The 15,263-nt window shown below is 58.1% G+C and carries 16 protein-coding genes; 14 read left to right on the top strand and 2 right to left on the bottom strand.

The genetic code is table 11. The annotated features are described in order from the left end of the window. The first annotated feature begins 9 nt into the window (after positions 1–9). The 14 genes from AC07W7_RS10105 (at position 10) to glmS (ending at position 13,270) form a co-directional block, all read left to right on the top strand. Positions 10–807: a ParA family protein gene (locus AC07W7_RS10105; protein ID WP_076964402.1), complete on the top strand. Its 798-nt coding sequence runs from the start codon at positions 10–12 to the stop codon at positions 805–807. Positions 808–816: 9 nt separating this feature from the next. Next, a complete protein-coding gene (locus AC07W7_RS10110; protein ID WP_169390057.1) occupies positions 817–1,689 on the top strand; it encodes a ParB/RepB/Spo0J family partition protein in 873 nt (290 codons plus the stop codon). A gap of 148 nt (positions 1,690–1,837) precedes the next feature. Next, positions 1,838–2,245: a F0F1 ATP synthase subunit I gene (locus AC07W7_RS10115; RefSeq protein ID WP_010565865.1), complete on the top strand. Its 408-nt coding sequence runs from the start codon at positions 1,838–1,840 to the stop codon at positions 2,243–2,245. 16 nt (positions 2,246–2,261) lie between these two features. Then, positions 2,262–3,131: a F0F1 ATP synthase subunit A gene (gene atpB / locus AC07W7_RS10120; protein ID WP_049710820.1), complete on the top strand. Its 870-nt coding sequence runs from the start codon at positions 2,262–2,264 to the stop codon at positions 3,129–3,131. A gap of 133 nt (positions 3,132–3,264) precedes the next feature. Continuing rightward, a complete protein-coding gene (atpE, locus tag AC07W7_RS10125; protein WP_002555987.1) occupies positions 3,265–3,522 on the top strand; it encodes a F0F1 ATP synthase subunit C in 258 nt (85 codons plus the stop codon). A 56-nt stretch (positions 3,523–3,578) separates the two neighbouring features. Continuing rightward, positions 3,579–4,049, top strand: a complete 471-nt coding sequence (locus AC07W7_RS10130; RefSeq protein ID WP_008439543.1) for a F0F1 ATP synthase subunit B — start codon at positions 3,579–3,581, stop codon at positions 4,047–4,049. A gap of 12 nt (positions 4,050–4,061) precedes the next feature. After that, a complete protein-coding gene (locus AC07W7_RS10135) occupies positions 4,062–4,598 on the top strand; it encodes a F0F1 ATP synthase subunit delta (RefSeq protein WP_057439298.1) in 537 nt (178 codons plus the stop codon). Between the two features lie 21 nt (positions 4,599–4,619). Further along, positions 4,620–6,164, top strand: a complete 1,545-nt coding sequence (atpA, locus tag AC07W7_RS10140) for a F0F1 ATP synthase subunit alpha (protein WP_029290137.1) — start codon at positions 4,620–4,622, stop codon at positions 6,162–6,164. Between the two features lie 50 nt (positions 6,165–6,214). Then, complete coding sequence (gene atpG, locus AC07W7_RS10145; protein ID WP_029290134.1) at positions 6,215–7,075, top strand: F0F1 ATP synthase subunit gamma; 861 nt, start codon at positions 6,215–6,217, stop codon at positions 7,073–7,075. Between the two features lie 27 nt (positions 7,076–7,102). After that, a complete protein-coding gene (gene atpD, locus AC07W7_RS10150; RefSeq protein ID WP_015886645.1) occupies positions 7,103–8,479 on the top strand; it encodes a F0F1 ATP synthase subunit beta in 1,377 nt (458 codons plus the stop codon). 44 nt (positions 8,480–8,523) lie between these two features. Beyond that, positions 8,524–8,940: a F0F1 ATP synthase subunit epsilon gene (locus tag AC07W7_RS10155; RefSeq protein ID WP_099170855.1), complete on the top strand. Its 417-nt coding sequence runs from the start codon at positions 8,524–8,526 to the stop codon at positions 8,938–8,940. Between the two features lie 123 nt (positions 8,941–9,063). Next, positions 9,064–10,431 carry a bifunctional UDP-N-acetylglucosamine diphosphorylase/glucosamine-1-phosphate N-acetyltransferase GlmU gene (gene glmU, locus AC07W7_RS10160; protein WP_169897670.1) on the top strand — a complete coding sequence of 456 codons (1,368 nt, stop codon included), beginning with the start codon at positions 9,064–9,066 and terminating at the stop codon, positions 10,429–10,431. Between the two features lie 228 nt (positions 10,432–10,659). Then, positions 10,660–11,427, top strand: coding sequence for a DeoR/GlpR family DNA-binding transcription regulator (locus AC07W7_RS10165; protein WP_495039236.1), 768 nt, complete (start codon positions 10,660–10,662; stop codon positions 11,425–11,427). 10 nt (positions 11,428–11,437) lie between these two features. Beyond that, complete coding sequence (glmS, locus tag AC07W7_RS10170) at positions 11,438–13,270, top strand: glutamine--fructose-6-phosphate transaminase (isomerizing) (protein WP_495039237.1); 1,833 nt, start codon at positions 11,438–11,440, stop codon at positions 13,268–13,270. Positions 13,271–13,430: 160 nt separating this feature from the next. Here glmS and AC07W7_RS10175 read toward each other — a convergent pair whose 3' ends face one another. Beyond that, positions 13,431–14,174 (bottom strand): 3-oxoacyl-ACP reductase family protein, encoded by a 744-nt coding sequence (locus AC07W7_RS10175; RefSeq protein WP_076963051.1) that lies wholly within the window; start codon positions 14,172–14,174, stop codon positions 13,431–13,433. Between the two features lie 106 nt (positions 14,175–14,280). Continuing rightward, the gene (locus AC07W7_RS10180; RefSeq protein WP_076963052.1) at positions 14,281–15,228 is read right to left on the bottom strand and encodes an alpha/beta fold hydrolase; all 948 of its coding nucleotides are present in this window, start codon (positions 15,226–15,228) and stop codon (positions 14,281–14,283) included. Positions 15,229–15,263 lie beyond the last annotated feature (35 nt).

The raw sequence follows: 15,263 nt of genomic DNA on the forward strand, positions 1-15,263 counted from the left end.
CAAGCAAGAATGGCTAAGGTATTCGCGATAGCGAACCAGAAAGGTGGCGTGGGCAAAACCACCACCTGCATCAACCTCGCAGCATCCCTGGTCGCTACCAAGCGTCGGGTGCTGTTGATCGATCTCGATCCACAGGGCAACGCCACCATGGGTAGCGGTGTGGATAAACACGGCCTGGAAAACTCGGTCTACGACTTGCTGATAGGCGAGTGCGACCTGGCCCAGGCCATGCACTATTCCGAGCATGGCGGTTATCAACTGCTGCCGGCCAACCGCGACCTGACCGCGGCGGAAGTGGTGCTGCTGGAAATGCAGATGAAAGAAAGCCGTCTGCGCAGCGCCCTGGCGCCGATCCGCGAGAATTACGATTACATTTTGATCGACTGCCCGCCGTCGCTGTCGATGCTGACGCTCAACGCATTGGTCGCCGCCGATGGGGTGATTATCCCCATGCAGTGCGAGTACTTCGCCCTCGAAGGCTTGAGCGACCTTGTGGATAACATCAAGCGTATCGCCGAGTTGCTCAACCCGAACCTGAAAATCGAAGGCCTGCTGCGGACCATGTATGACCCGCGCCTGAGCCTGATGAACGATGTGTCGGCGCAGCTCAAGGAACACTTTGGCGAGCAGCTCTACGACACCGTGATCCCGCGTAACATCCGCCTGGCCGAAGCGCCAAGCTATGGCATGCCCGCGCTGGCGTACGACAAGTCATCGCGCGGTGCCATTGCCTACCTGGCGCTGGCCGGCGAGATGGTTCGTCGCCAACGCCGTCATTCACGCACCGCTGCAGCCCAGCCAACTTAAGGAATCCCCATGGCCGTCAAGAAACGAGGTCTCGGACGTGGACTGGATGCACTGCTGAGTGGTCCGACTGTCACTTCGCTGGAAGAACAGGCGGTGCAGGCCGACTCCCGTGAGCTGCAACACTTGCCCCTGGACCTGATCCAGCGTGGCAAGTACCAGCCGCGCCGGGACATGGACCCGCAGGCGCTGGAGGAGTTGGCGAACTCGATCAAGGCCCAGGGCGTGATGCAGCCGATTGTCGTACGCCCCATTGGTGGCGGCCGGTTTGAAATCATCGCCGGAGAACGCCGCTGGCGCGCCAGCCAGCAGGCTGGCCAGGAAACCATCCCGGCGATGGTGCGCGATGTGCCGGATGAAACGGCCATCGCCATGGCGCTGATCGAGAATATCCAGCGCGAAGACCTCAATCCCATCGAAGAAGCCATTGCCCTGCAGCGCTTGCAGCAGGAATTCAAGCTGACCCAGCAAGAAGTGGCCGACGCGGTGGGCAAATCCCGTGTCACGGTTTCCAACCTGCTGCGCCTGATCGCGCTGCCGGAAGTGATCAAGACCATGCTGTCCCACGGCGACCTGGAAATGGGTCATGCCCGTGCTTTGCTCGGTTTGCCGGAAAATCAACAGGTTGAAGGGGCGCGACACGTTGTCGCACGAGGTCTCACCGTTCGTCAGACCGAGGCCCTGGTGCGTCAGTGGCTCAGTGGTAAACCTGCGCCGGTCGAAACCACCAAGACTGATCCGGATATTGCGCGCCTGGAGCAGCGCCTGGCCGAGCGGCTGGGCTCTGCGGTACAGATTCGCCACGGCAAGAAGGGCAAAGGGCAATTGGTTATCGGATATAACTCCCTCGATGAGCTTCAGGGCGTTCTTTCCCACATCCGCTGAAACATTTGCTTATGTAGCGCGCAGTCGGAAATCACTACCTGGCAGTTGAATAGGGGCTGAACCGCCCCTATACTCTGCGCGCATTTTGTCGGCACAAATTATGCCAAGTTATTGATTTCCGGCAGCCGACCATTGAGGAGCAAGAGTGATGGAAACCCGCACGCCAAACACGTTGCCGTTCCATCGCTTGGCTGTTTTTCCGGTTTTATTGGCCCAATTTGTCATTTTGCTGATCGCTGCATTGGCGCTTTGGTACTGGCATGGGGTCGTAGCCGGATATTCAGGACTCTGCGGAGGCCTGATAGCCTTGCTGCCCAATATGTATTTTGCTCACAGGGCCTTTCGGTTTTCCGGCGCCCGGGCAGCCCAGGCTATCGTCCGGTCCTTTTATGCCGGCGAGGCAGGGAAACTGATTTTGACGGCAGTGCTGTTTGCACTGACCTTTGCAGGTGTGAAGCCATTGGCGCCGCTGGCTGTATTTGGCGTCTTCGTGTTGACCCAACTGGTCAGCTGGTTCGCTCCCCTGCTAATGAAAACAAGACTTTCGAAACCTTAGGGCGTTTGAGGCAACCATGGCAGAAACAACCGCTTCGGGCTATATCCAGCACCACTTGCAGAACCTGACCTTCGGTCAGCTTCCCAACGGCGGCTGGGGCTTTGCCCACTCCGCAGCAGAGGCCAAAGAAATGGGCTTCTGGGCTTTCCACCTGGATACTCTGGGCTGGTCGGTCGCATTGGGTCTGATCTTCGTCCTGATTTTCCGCATGGCGGCAAAGAAGGCGACTTCCGGTCAGCCAGGTGCCTTGCAGAACTTCGTTGAAGTATTGGTCGAATTCGTCGATGGCAGCGTGAAAGACAGCTTCCATGGCCGTAGCCCGGTAATTGCACCGCTGGCACTGACCATCTTCGTCTGGGTGTTCCTGATGAACGCCGTCGACCTGATCCCGGTGGACTGGATTCCTCAGTTGGCCATCCTGATCTCCGGCGACCCGCACATTCCATTCCGCGCGGTATCGACCACTGACCCGAACGCGACCCTGGGCATGGCCCTGTCGGTATTCGCGTTGATCATTTTCTACAGCATCAAGATCAAGGGCATCGGCGGCTTCATCGGCGAACTGACCCTGCACCCGTTCGGCAGCAAGAACATTTTCGTTCAAGCCCTGCTGATCCCGGTGAACTTCCTGCTGGAATTCGTCACCCTGATCGCCAAGCCAATTTCCCTGGCCCTGCGACTGTTCGGCAACATGTATGCCGGCGAGCTGGTGTTCATCCTGATCGCTGTGATGTTCGGCAGCGGCCTGCTCTGGCTTAGCGGCCTGGGCATTGTTCTGCAGTGGGCGTGGGCTGTGTTCCACATCCTGATCATCACCCTGCAGGCGTTTATCTTCATGATGCTGACCATCGTCTACCTGTCGATGGCGCACGAAGAGAACCATTAAGACCAGTCTCGACTAGTCTGATGTCCTTCCCGGTGAAACGGGAAGGTGGCCCCCAAGGGCTATGAAACGATTTGTTTTACCGCTTTAAAATCTAAAAAACCTAAACCATACGACGTAAAAGTCGGGAGGAAAGATGGAAACTGTAGTTGGTCTAACCGCTATCGCTGTTGCACTGTTGATCGGCCTGGGCGCCCTGGGTACTGCCATTGGTTTCGGCCTGTTGGGCGGCAAGTTCCTGGAAGGCGCAGCGCGTCAGCCAGAAATGGTTCCAATGCTGCAAGTTAAAATGTTCATCGTTGCCGGCCTGCTCGACGCCGTGACCATGATCGGTGTTGGTATCGCTCTGTTCTTCACCTTCGCGAACCCCTTCGTTGGTCAACTCGCCGGTTAATCACTCGTTTTTTCGAGTGATTGGTGTGTTGTGCAACGAACGAGCGAGGTATTGGCGTGAACATTAATGCAACCATTATTGGTCAGTCCTTAGCGTTCTTGATTTTTGTTGTTTTCTGCATGAAGTTCGTATGGCCTCCGGTCATCGCGGCTTTGCACGAACGTCAGAAGAAGATCGCGGATGGACTGGACGCTGCCGCACGAGCAGCTCGCGACCTGGAGTTGGCCCAAGATAAAGCGGGTCAGCAACTGCGCGAAGCGAAGGCTCAGGCAGCTGAAATCATTGAGCAAGCCAAGAAACGCGGTAACCAGATTGTTGAAGAGGCTGTTGAAAAAGCCCGTATCGACGCTGACCGTGTGAAGGTTCAGGCTCAGGCCGAGATCGAACAGGAACTCAATGGTGTCAAAGATGCGCTGCGTGCCCAACTGGGTGCTCTGGCCGTCGGCGGTGCTGAGAAGATCCTGGGTGCCACAATCGATCAAAACGCGCACGCGGAGCTGGTAAACAAACTGGCTGCTGAAATTTAAGCGAGGGCGATCATGGCAGAATTGACCACGTTGGCCCGACCTTACGCTAAGGCAGCCTTCGAGCACGCCCAGGCCCACCAGCAGCTGGCCTCTTGGTCAGCCATGCTCGGCCTGGCTGCAGCAGTGTCGCAAGACGACACCATGCAGCGCGTGCTCAAGGCCCCGCGACTGACGAGCGCAGACAAGGCCGCCACGTTTATTGACGTGTGCGGCGACAAGTTTGATGTGAAAGTGCAGAACTTCATCCACGTCGTTGCCGAAAACGACCGTCTCCCGCTTTTGCCGGAGATTGCCGCTCTGTTCGACCTGTACAAGGCCGAGCAAGAGAAGTCGGTAGACGTTGAAGTGACCAGTGCTTTTGCATTGAACCAAGAACAGCAAGACAAACTCGCCAAGGTTCTCAGTGCACGACTCGACCGGGAAGTGCGCCTGCAAGTTGCGGAAGACCCATCCCTTATTGGGGGTGTTGTCATTCGCGCCGGCGACCTGGTTATCGATGGCTCGATTCGCGGCAAACTCGCGAATCTTGCCGAAGCATTGAAATCTTGAGTTTGAAGGGGCAGCAGAGCAATGCAGCAACTCAATCCTTCCGAAATAAGTGAAATTATCAAGGGCCGCATCGACAAGCTCGATGTGACCTCCCAAGCCCGTAACGAAGGCACTGTCGTCAGCGTATCTGACGGCATCGTGCGGATTCACGGTCTGGCCGACGTAATGTACGGCGAGATGATCGAGTTTCCGGGCGGCGTCTACGGTATGGCCCTCAACCTGGAGCAAGACTCCGTAGGTGCCGTTGTATTGGGCGCGTACACCAGTCTGGCTGAAGGCATGAGTGCCAAGTGCACAGGCCGCATCCTCGAAGTTCCGGTGGGTAAGGAACTGCTGGGTCGCGTTGTCGACGCACTGGGTAACCCTGTTGACGGTAAAGGTCCACTGGGCAACACCGAGACCGACGCGGTCGAGAAAGTTGCTCCAGGCGTGATCTGGCGTAAGTCGGTAGACCAGCCTGTACAGACTGGCTACAAGGCTGTCGATGCCATGATCCCAGTCGGCCGTGGCCAGCGTGAGCTGATCATCGGTGACCGTCAGATCGGTAAGACCGCTCTGGCGATTGACGCGATCATCAACCAGAAAGACAGCGGCATTTTCTGCGTCTACGTCGCGATCGGTCAGAAACAATCGACCATCGCCAACGTGGTTCGCAAGCTGGAAGAAAACGGCGCCCTGGCCAACACGATCATCGTGGCTGCCAGTGCTTCGGAATCTCCTGCGCTGCAATTCCTGGCACCGTACTCCGGTTGCACCATGGGTGAATTCTTCCGCGACCGCGGTGAAGACGCGCTGATCGTTTATGACGATCTGTCCAAGCAAGCAGTGGCTTACCGCCAGATTTCCCTGCTGCTGCGCCGTCCACCAGGCCGTGAAGCCTACCCAGGCGACGTGTTCTATCTCCACTCCCGTCTGCTGGAGCGCGCATCCCGCGTTTCCGAAGAGTACGTAGAGAAGTTCACCAACGGCGCAGTGACCGGCAAAACCGGTTCCCTGACCGCACTGCCGATCATCGAAACCCAGGCTGGCGACGTTTCTGCGTTCGTTCCGACCAACGTGATTTCCATCACCGACGGTCAGATCTTCCTGGAATCGGCCATGTTCAACTCCGGGATCCGTCCTGCTGTGAACGCCGGTGTTTCGGTATCCCGTGTGGGTGGTGCCGCTCAGACCAAGATCATCAAGAAGCTCTCCGGTGGTATCCGTACCGCTCTGGCTCAGTACCGTGAACTGGCGGCATTCGCCCAGTTCGCTTCTGACCTGGACGAAGCGACCCGTAAGCAACTTGAGCATGGTCAGCGCGTTACCGAGCTGATGAAGCAGAAGCAATACGCGCCAATGTCGATCGCTGACATGTCGCTGTCGCTGTATGCCGCTGAGCGTGGGTTCCTGACTGACGTCGAAATCGCCAAGGTCGGCAGCTTTGAACAAGCGCTGATTGCTTACTTCAACCGAGATCATGCCGATTTGATGGCCAAGATCAACGTGAAGGGTGACTTCAATGACGAAATCGACGCTGGCCTGAAGGCCGGTATCGAGAAGTTCAAGGCCACCCAAACCTGGTAAGCCGCAGCGGGAGCCGCAAGGCTCCCGCTTGCTAACCTGATAGGTGTTACATGGCAGGCGCAAAAGAGATTCGCAGTAAGATTGCGAGCATCAAAAGCACGCAAAAAATTACCAGCGCCATGGAGAAAGTGGCGGTCAGCAAAATGCGCAAGGCACAAATGCGCATGTCGGCTAGCCGTCCTTATGCGGAGCGTATCCGCCAGGTAATTGGGCATCTGGCCAACGCCAACCCGGAATACCGCCACCCGTTCATGATCGAACGCGCCGTCAAGCGTGTAGGTTATGTGGTAGTGAGCAGTGACCGTGGTTTGTGCGGTGGTTTGAATACCAACCTGTTCAAGGCCCTGGTCAAGGACATGGCGGTAAACCGCGAAAACGGCGTCGAGATTGATCTGTGTGTTGTTGGTAGCAAGGGTGCGGCCTTTTTCCGCAACTTCGGCGGTAACGTCGTTGCAGCTATCAGCCACCTGGGTGAAGAGCCGTCGATCAATGACTTGATCGGCAGTGTGAAGGTGATGCTGGATGCGTACCTGGAAGGCCGGATTGACCGCCTGTCCGTGGTATCCAACAAGTTCATCAACACCATGACCCAGCAGCCAACCGTGGAGCAATTGATTCCACTGGTGGCGACCCCGGATCAGGAACTCAAGCACCACTGGGACTACCTCTACGAACCAGACGCCAAAGAGCTGCTTGACGGCTTGATGGTGCGCTACGTGGAGTCGCAGGTGTACCAGGCGGTGGTCGAGAACAACGCAGCTGAACAAGCGGCGCGGATGATCGCGATGAAAAACGCTACCGACAACGCCGGTGATCTGATCAGCGATTTGCAGCTGATCTACAACAAGGCGCGTCAGGCTGCGATCACCCAAGAGATCTCGGAAATCGTCGGCGGCGCTGCCGCGGTTTAACGGTTCAAATATTCAGAGGATCCAGCTATGAGTAGCGGACGTATCGTTCAAATCATCGGCGCCGTTATCGACGTGGAATTCCCACGCGACAGCGTACCGAGCATCTACAACGCGCTGAAAGTACAAGGCGCGGAAACTACTCTGGAAGTTCAGCAGCAGCTGGGCGACGGCGTAGTTCGTACCATTGCGATGGGTTCCACCGAAGGCTTGAAGCGCGGTCTGGACGTTGTCGACACTGGCGCTGCCATTTCCGTACCGGTCGGTAAAGCGACCCTGGGCCGGATCATGGACGTACTGGGCAACCCGATTGACGAAGCTGGCCCGATCGATACCGAAGAGCGCTGGGGCATTCACCGTCCAGCACCTTCGTTCGCCGAGCAAGCGGGCGGCAACGACCTGCTGGAAACCGGCATCAAGGTTATCGACCTGGTTTGCCCGTTCGCCAAGGGCGGTAAAGTCGGTCTGTTCGGTGGTGCCGGTGTAGGCAAGACCGTAAACATGATGGAACTGATCCGTAACATCGCCATCGAGCACAGCGGTTATTCCGTGTTCGCCGGTGTGGGTGAGCGTACCCGTGAGGGTAACGACTTCTACCACGAGATGAAGGACTCCAACGTTCTGGACAAAGTGGCACTGGTCTACGGTCAGATGAACGAGCCGCCGGGTAACCGTCTGCGCGTCGCACTGACTGGCCTGACCATGGCCGAGAAGTTCCGTGACGAAGGTAACGACGTTCTGCTGTTCGTCGACAACATCTACCGTTACACCCTGGCCGGTACTGAAGTATCCGCACTGCTGGGCCGTATGCCTTCGGCAGTAGGTTACCAGCCGACCCTGGCTGAAGAGATGGGCGTTCTGCAAGAACGTATCACTTCGACCAAGGAAGGTTCGATCACTTCGATCCAAGCGGTATACGTACCTGCGGATGACTTGACCGACCCATCGCCTGCGACCACCTTCGCCCACTTGGACGCCACCGTCGTACTGTCCCGTGACATCGCTTCCCTGGGTATCTACCCAGCGGTCGATCCACTGGACTCGACTTCGCGCCAGCTGGACCCGAACGTGATCGGCCAGGAGCACTACGACACCGCTCGCGGCGTTCAGTACGTGCTGCAGCGTTACAAAGAGCTGAAGGACATCATTGCGATCCTGGGTATGGACGAGCTGTCGGAAACCGACAAGCAGTTGGTATCCCGCGCTCGTAAGATCCAGCGCTTCTTGTCGCAGCCGTTCTTCGTGGCTGAAGTCTTCACCGGTGCCTCGGGTAAATACGTTTCCCTGAAAGACACCATTGCTGGCTTCAAAGGCATCCTCAACGGTGACTACGACCACCTGCCAGAACAAGCGTTCTACATGGTCGGCGGCATCGAAGAAGCGATCGAGAAAGCCAAGAAACTGTAATCCAGGCGCCCGGCAACGGGCGCTCATCAGGTTGAGGCAATCAGATGGCTATGACAGTCCATTGCGATATCGTCAGCGCGGAAGGGGAAATCTTCTCCGGTCTGGTAGAGATGGTAATTGCACACGGCGAGTTGGGTGACCTGGGTATTGCCTTGGGCCACACACCGCTGATCACCAGCTTGAAGCCCGGTCCGATTACTCTGACCAAGCAGGGCGGGGAAAAGGAGGTGTTCTACATCTCTGGCGGTTTCCTCGAAGTTCAGCCGAACATGGTCAAGGTTCTTGCCGACACCGTGCAACGTGCTGGCGACCTGGATGAAGCCTCCGCTCAGGAAGCCGTCAAGGCTGCCGAGAAGGCTCTGCACGAAAAAGGTGCGGACTTCGACTACAGCGCTGCTGCTGTACGTCTGGCCGAGGCTGCAGCCCAGCTGCGCACGCTCCAGCAGATCCGCAAGAAGTAAGCGGCCAAGCCGTCATGCTTCATGCGCGATTGATTAAAAAGGGTAGCCTCGGCTACCCTTTTTCTTTTTTTGCAAAACACTTCTTTGGTCTGAAGCCGGACCGCCCAGGATTGGTAGCCATTCATGTCTCTTGAAATCGTCATTCTCGCCGCTGGCCAGGGCACCCGCATGCGTTCTGCCCTGCCCAAGGTACTGCACCCGGTTGCGGGTAACTCCATGCTGGGCCATGTTATCCACAGCGCCCGGCAACTGGACCCACAGCGTATCCACGTAGTGATTGGCCACGGTGCCGATGCGGTGCGTGAGCGTCTGGCAGCCGCTGACTTGAATTTCGTATTGCAGGACAAGCAACTGGGTACCGGTCATGCCACCGCGCAAGCCGTGCCGTTCATCAAGGCCGACACCGTGCTGATCCTCTACGGGGATGTGCCGCTGATCGAAGTGCAAACCCTGCAGCGCTTGCTCAAGCACGTAGTGCCGGGCCAGATGGGCCTGCTTACCGTCGAACTGGACGACCCCACCGGTTATGGCCGCATCGTGCGTGATGCCGACGGCAAGGTTGCCGCCATCGTCGAGCATAAAGATGCCAGCGAGGCCCAGCGGGCGATAACCGAAGGCAATACCGGGATTCTCGCGGTGCCGGCGGCTCACCTGGCAGACTGGATGAGTCGCTTGTCGAATAACAATGTCCAGGGCGAGTACTACCTCACCGACGTCATCGAGATGGCCGTCAGCGACGGCCTGCTGGTCGCCACCGAGCAGCCCCACGACCCGATGGAAGTGCAGGGCGCCAACGACCGCAAGCAACTGGCGGAACTGGAGCGTCACTACCAGCTGCGCGAAGGCCGCCGCCTGATGGCGCAGGGCGTGACACTGCGTGACCCGGCGCGTTTCGACGTACGCGGTGAGGTTACCGTGGGCCGTGACGTGCTGATCGATATCAACGTGATTCTCGAAGGCCGCGTAATTATCGAAGACGACGTGGTGATTGGTCCGAACTGCGTGATCAAGGACAGCACCCTGCGCAAAGGCGTGGTGGTCAAGGCCAACAGTCACTTAGAGGGCGCTGTGATGGGCGAGGGCAGCGATGCCGGGCCGTTCGCACGGTTGCGTCCTGGAAGCGTGCTGGGCGCCAGGGCCCATGTGGGTAACTTTGTTGAGCTGAAAAATGCCCACCTGGGCGAGGGCGCCAAGGCTGGTCACCTGACTTACCTGGGCGATGCCGTTATCGGTGCGCGCACCAACATCGGCGCCGGTACCATCACCTGCAACTACGATGGCGCCAACAAGCACCAGACCGTGCTGGGTGAAGATGTATTCATCGGCTCCAACAACTCGCTGGTTGCCCCAGTGAAAGTGGGCGATGGTGCCAGCACGGCTGCTGGCTCCACCATCAATCAGGATGTGGATAACTTGCAGCTGGGTGTGGCCCGGGCCCGCCAACGCAACATCGACGGCTGGAAACGCCCGGTCAAAATCAAAAAGACCTGAGTTATCCACAACCTCCCAGGCACCACCCATCCATGTGGGAGCTGGCTTGCCTGCGATAGCGATATTTCAGTCACGTTTTCATCGACTGATACACCGCTATCGCAGGCAAGCCAGCTCCCACATTTTTTGATCGGGGCCTTAACAAAATTTCATTCGGCCGCTTGACGACTTCCCGCCAATAGGTTTTGATTGCCTTCGTTATCTTTCGGAACGAAACTTATCATCACCATGTCGAAACGAAATACACCACAACGACGCCACAACATCCTCACCTTGCTCACCGAGCAGGGTGAAGTGAGCGTGGATGAATTGGCCAAGCGTTTCGAGACCTCCGAAGTGACCATCCGCAAGGACCTCGCCGCCCTGGAAAGCAACGGCTTGCTGCTGCGCCGCTACGGTGGCGCAATCACCATGCCCCAGGAGCTGGTGGGCGATCCTGCCCAGCCCATTTCCGTGCACAAGCGCGCCATTGCCCGGGCGGCGGTCAAACGCCTGCGTGAACATGCACGGATCATCATCGACAGCGGCAGCACCACCGCCGCGATGATCCCCGAACTGGGCCATCAGCCCGGCCTGGTGGTGATGACCAACTCCCTGCATGTGGCCAGTGCCCTGAGTGAACTGGAGCATGAGCCGGTGCTGTTGATGACCGGGGGCACCTGGGACCCGCATTCGGACTCGTTCCAGGGGCAGGTGGCCGAACAGGTGCTGCGCTCTTATGACTTCGACCAACTGTTCATCGGCGCCGACGGCATCGACCTGCAGCGCGGCACCACCACCTTCAATGAATTGCTGGGCCTGAGCCGCGTGATGGCCGAAGTTGCCCGTGAAGTAGTGGTGATGGTCGAGTCCGACAAGATTGGCCGCAAGATCCCCAACCAGGAACTGCCCTGGAGCAGCGTCCATACCCTTATTACTGATGATCGCCTGCCGCTTGAGGCCCGCGACCAGATTCAAGCCCGCGGCATTACGCTGATTTGCGCGGCAGTCATCTAGGAGAGAAACCATGTGTGGAATTGTAGGCGCAGTCGCTGAACGAAACGTTACCGCCATTTTGCTCGAAGGCCTCAAGCGCCTGGAATACCGTGGCTACGACAGTGCCGGCGTGGCGGTCTTCAGCAACGCGGGCAAGCTTGAGCGCATGCGTCGTCCAGGCAAGGTCAGCGAACTGGAACAGGCCCTGGCCGGTGAGCCCCTGGCGGGCCGCCTGGGCATCGCCCACACCCGCTGGGCGACCCACGGTGCACCGTGCGAGCGCAATGCGCACCCACACTTCTCCGGTGATATTGCGGTGGTGCACAACGGCATCATCGAAAACCACGAAGTGCTGCGCGAACAACTCAAGGGCCAGGGTTACGTCTTTACCTCGGACACCGACACTGAAGTTATCGCCCACCTGCTCAACCACAAGCTCAAGGACCACAGCGACCTGACCACCGCCCTCAAGGCCACGGTCAAGGAGCTGCATGGCGCCTACGGCCTGGCGGTGATCAGCGCCAGCCAACCGGACCGCGTGGTTGCCGCCCGCAGTGGCAGCCCGCTGGTGATCGGCCTGGGCCTGGGGGAAAACTTCCTCGCCTCCGACCAACTGGCCCTGCGCCAGGTCACCGACCGCTTCATGTACCTGGAAGAAGGCGATATCGCCGATATCCGCCGTGAAAGCGTGGCGATCTGGGACGTCAACGGCAACTCCGTCGAGCGCGAAGCGGTGCAGTACCGCGATGGTGCCGAAGCCGCCGACAAGGGCGCGTTCCGCCACTTCATGCTCAAGGAAATCCACGAGCAACCGGTCGTGGTGCAGCGCACCCTGGAAGGTCGCCTTGTCGACAAGCAAGTACTGGTTAATGCGTTCGGTCCGCAAGCCGCCGAGCTGTTCGCCAAAGTGCGCAATGTGCAGATCGTCGCCTGTGGCACCAGCTACCACGCCGGCATGGTCGCGCGTTACTGGCTCGAAGAGCTGGCCGGCATCCCGTGCCAGGTCGAAGTGGCCAGCGAGTTCCGCTACCGCAAGGTGGTAGTGCAGCCCGATACCCTGTTCGTCACCATCTCCCAGTCCGGCGAGACCGCCGACACCCTGGCTGCCCTGCGCAATGCCAAAGAACTGGGCTACCTGGCGAGCCTGGCGATCTGCAACGTGAGCATCAGCTCCCTGGTGCGTGAGTCCGACCTGACCCTGCTGACCCAGGCCGGCCGCGAAATCGGCGTAGCCTCCACCAAGGCCTTCACCACCCAATTGGTGGGGCTGCTGCTGCTGACCCTGTCCCTGGGCCAGGTGCGCGGCACATTGGCCGCAGGCGTGGAAGCCACCCTGGTCGAAGAACTGCGCCGCCTGCCCACCCGCCTGGGCGAAGCCCTGGCCATGGACAGCACCGTAGAGAAAGTCGCCGAGCTGTTTGCCGACAAGAACCACACCCTGTTCCTCGGCCGTGGCGCGCAATACCCAGTGGCGATGGAAGGCTCCCTGAAACTCAAGGAAATCTCCTATATCCACGCCGAAGCCTACCCGGCCGGTGAACTCAAGCACGGTCCATTGGCCTTGGTGGACGACGACATGCCCGTGGTCACCGTGGCGCCGAACAACGAACTGCTGGAGAAGCTCAAGTCCAACCTGCAGGAAGTACGTGCCCGTGGCGGCCAACTGATCGTGTTCGCCGACGAAAAGGCCGCCATGACCAACGGCGAAGGCACCCACGTCATCAACATGCCGCACATCCACGACACCCTGTCGCCGATCCTCTACACCATCCCGCTGCAGCTGCTGTCGTATTACGTGGCCGTGCTCAAGGGCACCGACGTTGACCAGCCGCGTAATTTGGCCAAGTCGGTGACGGTTGAGTAACGTCTACCGGTCATGAGAAAGGGCTGAAACTACGAATCTGTCGCTGGCGCCTTCGCAGGGAACGTTGAAGGCGCCGCAAACGTGGCGGCGCCGTTAAGCTCCCCCCGCTACGGAGGCGAGAGCCGCTTGCGCATCGCAGGGACCAGGACGACACCCTCGATCAAGCGGTGAACCCACCATCGATGGTCAGGCTTGCTCCAGTGATAAAACCGGACTCCTCGCCTGCCAGGTATGCCACAAACGCCGCTATTTCCTCTGGGCGACTGAAACGATCCAAGGCCATTTGCTCTCTCATGAACCCTGAGAACTCGCCATCCTCGGGGTTCATGTCCGTAGCCACCGGACCGGGCTGGACGTTGTTGATCGTAATACCTCGGGGCCCCAGGTCGCGGGCCAGTCCTTTGACCAGGCCGACCAGGGCGGACTTGCTCATGGCATAAGCCGCGCCCCCCTGGAAAGGCATGCGCTCGGCATTGCAACTGCCGATATTGATCACACGGCCACCCTCGGGCATGTGCTTGATTGCCGCCTGAGTGGCGACGAAGACCGCGCGGACATTGACCGCCAGGACCTGATCGAAACTCTCCAGGGAAAGATGCTCGATAGGTGCTATCACAGCCACCCCGGCGTTGTTCACCAGGATATCGATACCGCCCAGGGCAGCGACCGTCTGTTCGACCGCCGCGATGACACTCTGCGGCTCGGCGCTGTCGGCCTGGATGACCACGGCCCTGACACCCCGTTCACGGGCAAGCGTGGCCGTCTTTTCCGCGCTTTCGCGTTGACTCACATAGGTCAATGCTACATCGGCACCTTCTTCGGCAAGCCGCAGCACAATGGCGGCTCCAATACCACGACTACCCCCCGTGACCAGGACTCGCTTACCGGTCAATTTTTTACTCATGGGAACTCTCCAGTTATTGAGATCAACTTTTTCATGCTTGAATACATCTCCCGAAGCAACAACAGCCTTCTCTTGGATAAAACTTTGCGGCGAACGAACAGATTGTTTATTTCTTATTAAGAAACTTCACCACCAACTCATTCATGGGCGCCGCGCACTCTTCTGGCAACCAGTGGCCACAGCCAGGAAGAATGTGGCCCTCTACATCATTTGCATATTCTTTCATCTGATCGATCTGAAACTGCCCCATACCACCGTGACCACCACCGCTTAGCGCCATGGTCGGCATCGTCAACTTGGTTTTCGACAACTTGATGTTTTGTTCAATGCTCTTGTTCAGGGCCCGATAGTATTCAAAGGAGGCATTCAGGCTATGTGGCTTGGAATAAGACTTGGCATACAGGTCCAGCAACTTCTCGGTGAACACACTCGTATTCGTACCGTGGGACTTGATGAAATGACTGAGAAAGAACTTTTCCTTGCCGGTGATCAGGGTTTCAGCCAGCTTCCCATTGGCCGCGAAGAAGCTGAAGTGCCAGACCAGCGACTCGCCTTCGGGCGTGAAGGCCGGAAAGTCATAGGCTTTGGCATCTGGAATGGGGGCTTCCATATAGACCAGTTTGGCAATATCTGCCTGGTTCTTGACCACCATCGGATACGTGTTCCAGATACCAATGTCATGGGCGACAAGATTAAAAGGCTTATCCGGGCTGAAGTTTTTAGCGAGCTTGTACAAATAGGGTGCTACGTCCTCCCCGGAGTAAGCCTTGGGCGGCTCGGACTGCCCTAGCCCAGGAAGATCGGGAGCGACCACCGTGAAGTTGCGCGCCAGTTCAGGCATCAATTGATGCCATTCGTACCAGGTCTGGCCAAAGCCATGCACCAGCATGACCAGGGGGCCACTGCCACCGGTAACGTAATGCATCTTCACGCCATCGACTTCCTTGTACTCACTTTTAAATCCCGGCGGCAGCGGAAACTCGGTTTCCGCCAGGGCCCATCCTGAAAAACTCAAGGCGACAGCAGCCAGCACACCCTTAATAGATGTTTTCATGGAACTTCCTCTTTAGTGTTTAATTGAAAACTTTC

The sequence above is a fragment of the Pseudomonas sp. GW821-FHT01D09 genome, assembly GCF_059422465.1.

Coding starts and splice junctions, on each gene's coding strand:
- AC07W7_RS10105 (WP_076964402.1), top strand. CDS start 10: ATGGCTAAGGTATTCGCGATAGCGAACCAGAAAGGTGGCGTGGGCAAA.
- AC07W7_RS10110 (WP_169390057.1), top strand. CDS start 817: ATGGCCGTCAAGAAACGAGGTCTCGGACGTGGACTGGATGCACTGCTG.
- AC07W7_RS10115 (WP_010565865.1), top strand. CDS start 1,838: ATGGAAACCCGCACGCCAAACACGTTGCCGTTCCATCGCTTGGCTGTT.
- atpB (WP_049710820.1), top strand. CDS start 2,262: ATGGCAGAAACAACCGCTTCGGGCTATATCCAGCACCACTTGCAGAAC.
- atpE (WP_002555987.1), top strand. CDS start 3,265: ATGGAAACTGTAGTTGGTCTAACCGCTATCGCTGTTGCACTGTTGATC.
- AC07W7_RS10135 (WP_057439298.1), top strand. CDS start 4,062: ATGGCAGAATTGACCACGTTGGCCCGACCTTACGCTAAGGCAGCCTTC.
- atpA (WP_029290137.1), top strand. CDS start 4,620: ATGCAGCAACTCAATCCTTCCGAAATAAGTGAAATTATCAAGGGCCGC.
- atpG (WP_029290134.1), top strand. CDS start 6,215: ATGGCAGGCGCAAAAGAGATTCGCAGTAAGATTGCGAGCATCAAAAGC.
- atpD (WP_015886645.1), top strand. CDS start 7,103: ATGAGTAGCGGACGTATCGTTCAAATCATCGGCGCCGTTATCGACGTG.
- AC07W7_RS10155 (WP_099170855.1), top strand. CDS start 8,524: ATGGCTATGACAGTCCATTGCGATATCGTCAGCGCGGAAGGGGAAATC.
- glmU (WP_169897670.1), top strand. CDS start 9,064: ATGTCTCTTGAAATCGTCATTCTCGCCGCTGGCCAGGGCACCCGCATG.
- AC07W7_RS10165 (WP_495039236.1), top strand. CDS start 10,660: ATGTCGAAACGAAATACACCACAACGACGCCACAACATCCTCACCTTG.
- glmS (WP_495039237.1), top strand. CDS start 11,438: ATGTGTGGAATTGTAGGCGCAGTCGCTGAACGAAACGTTACCGCCATT.
- AC07W7_RS10175 (WP_076963051.1), bottom strand. CDS start 14,174: ATGAGTAAAAAATTGACCGGTAAGCGAGTCCTGGTCACGGGGGGTAGT.
- AC07W7_RS10180 (WP_076963052.1), bottom strand. CDS start 15,228: ATGAAAACATCTATTAAGGGTGTGCTGGCTGCTGTCGCCTTGAGTTTT.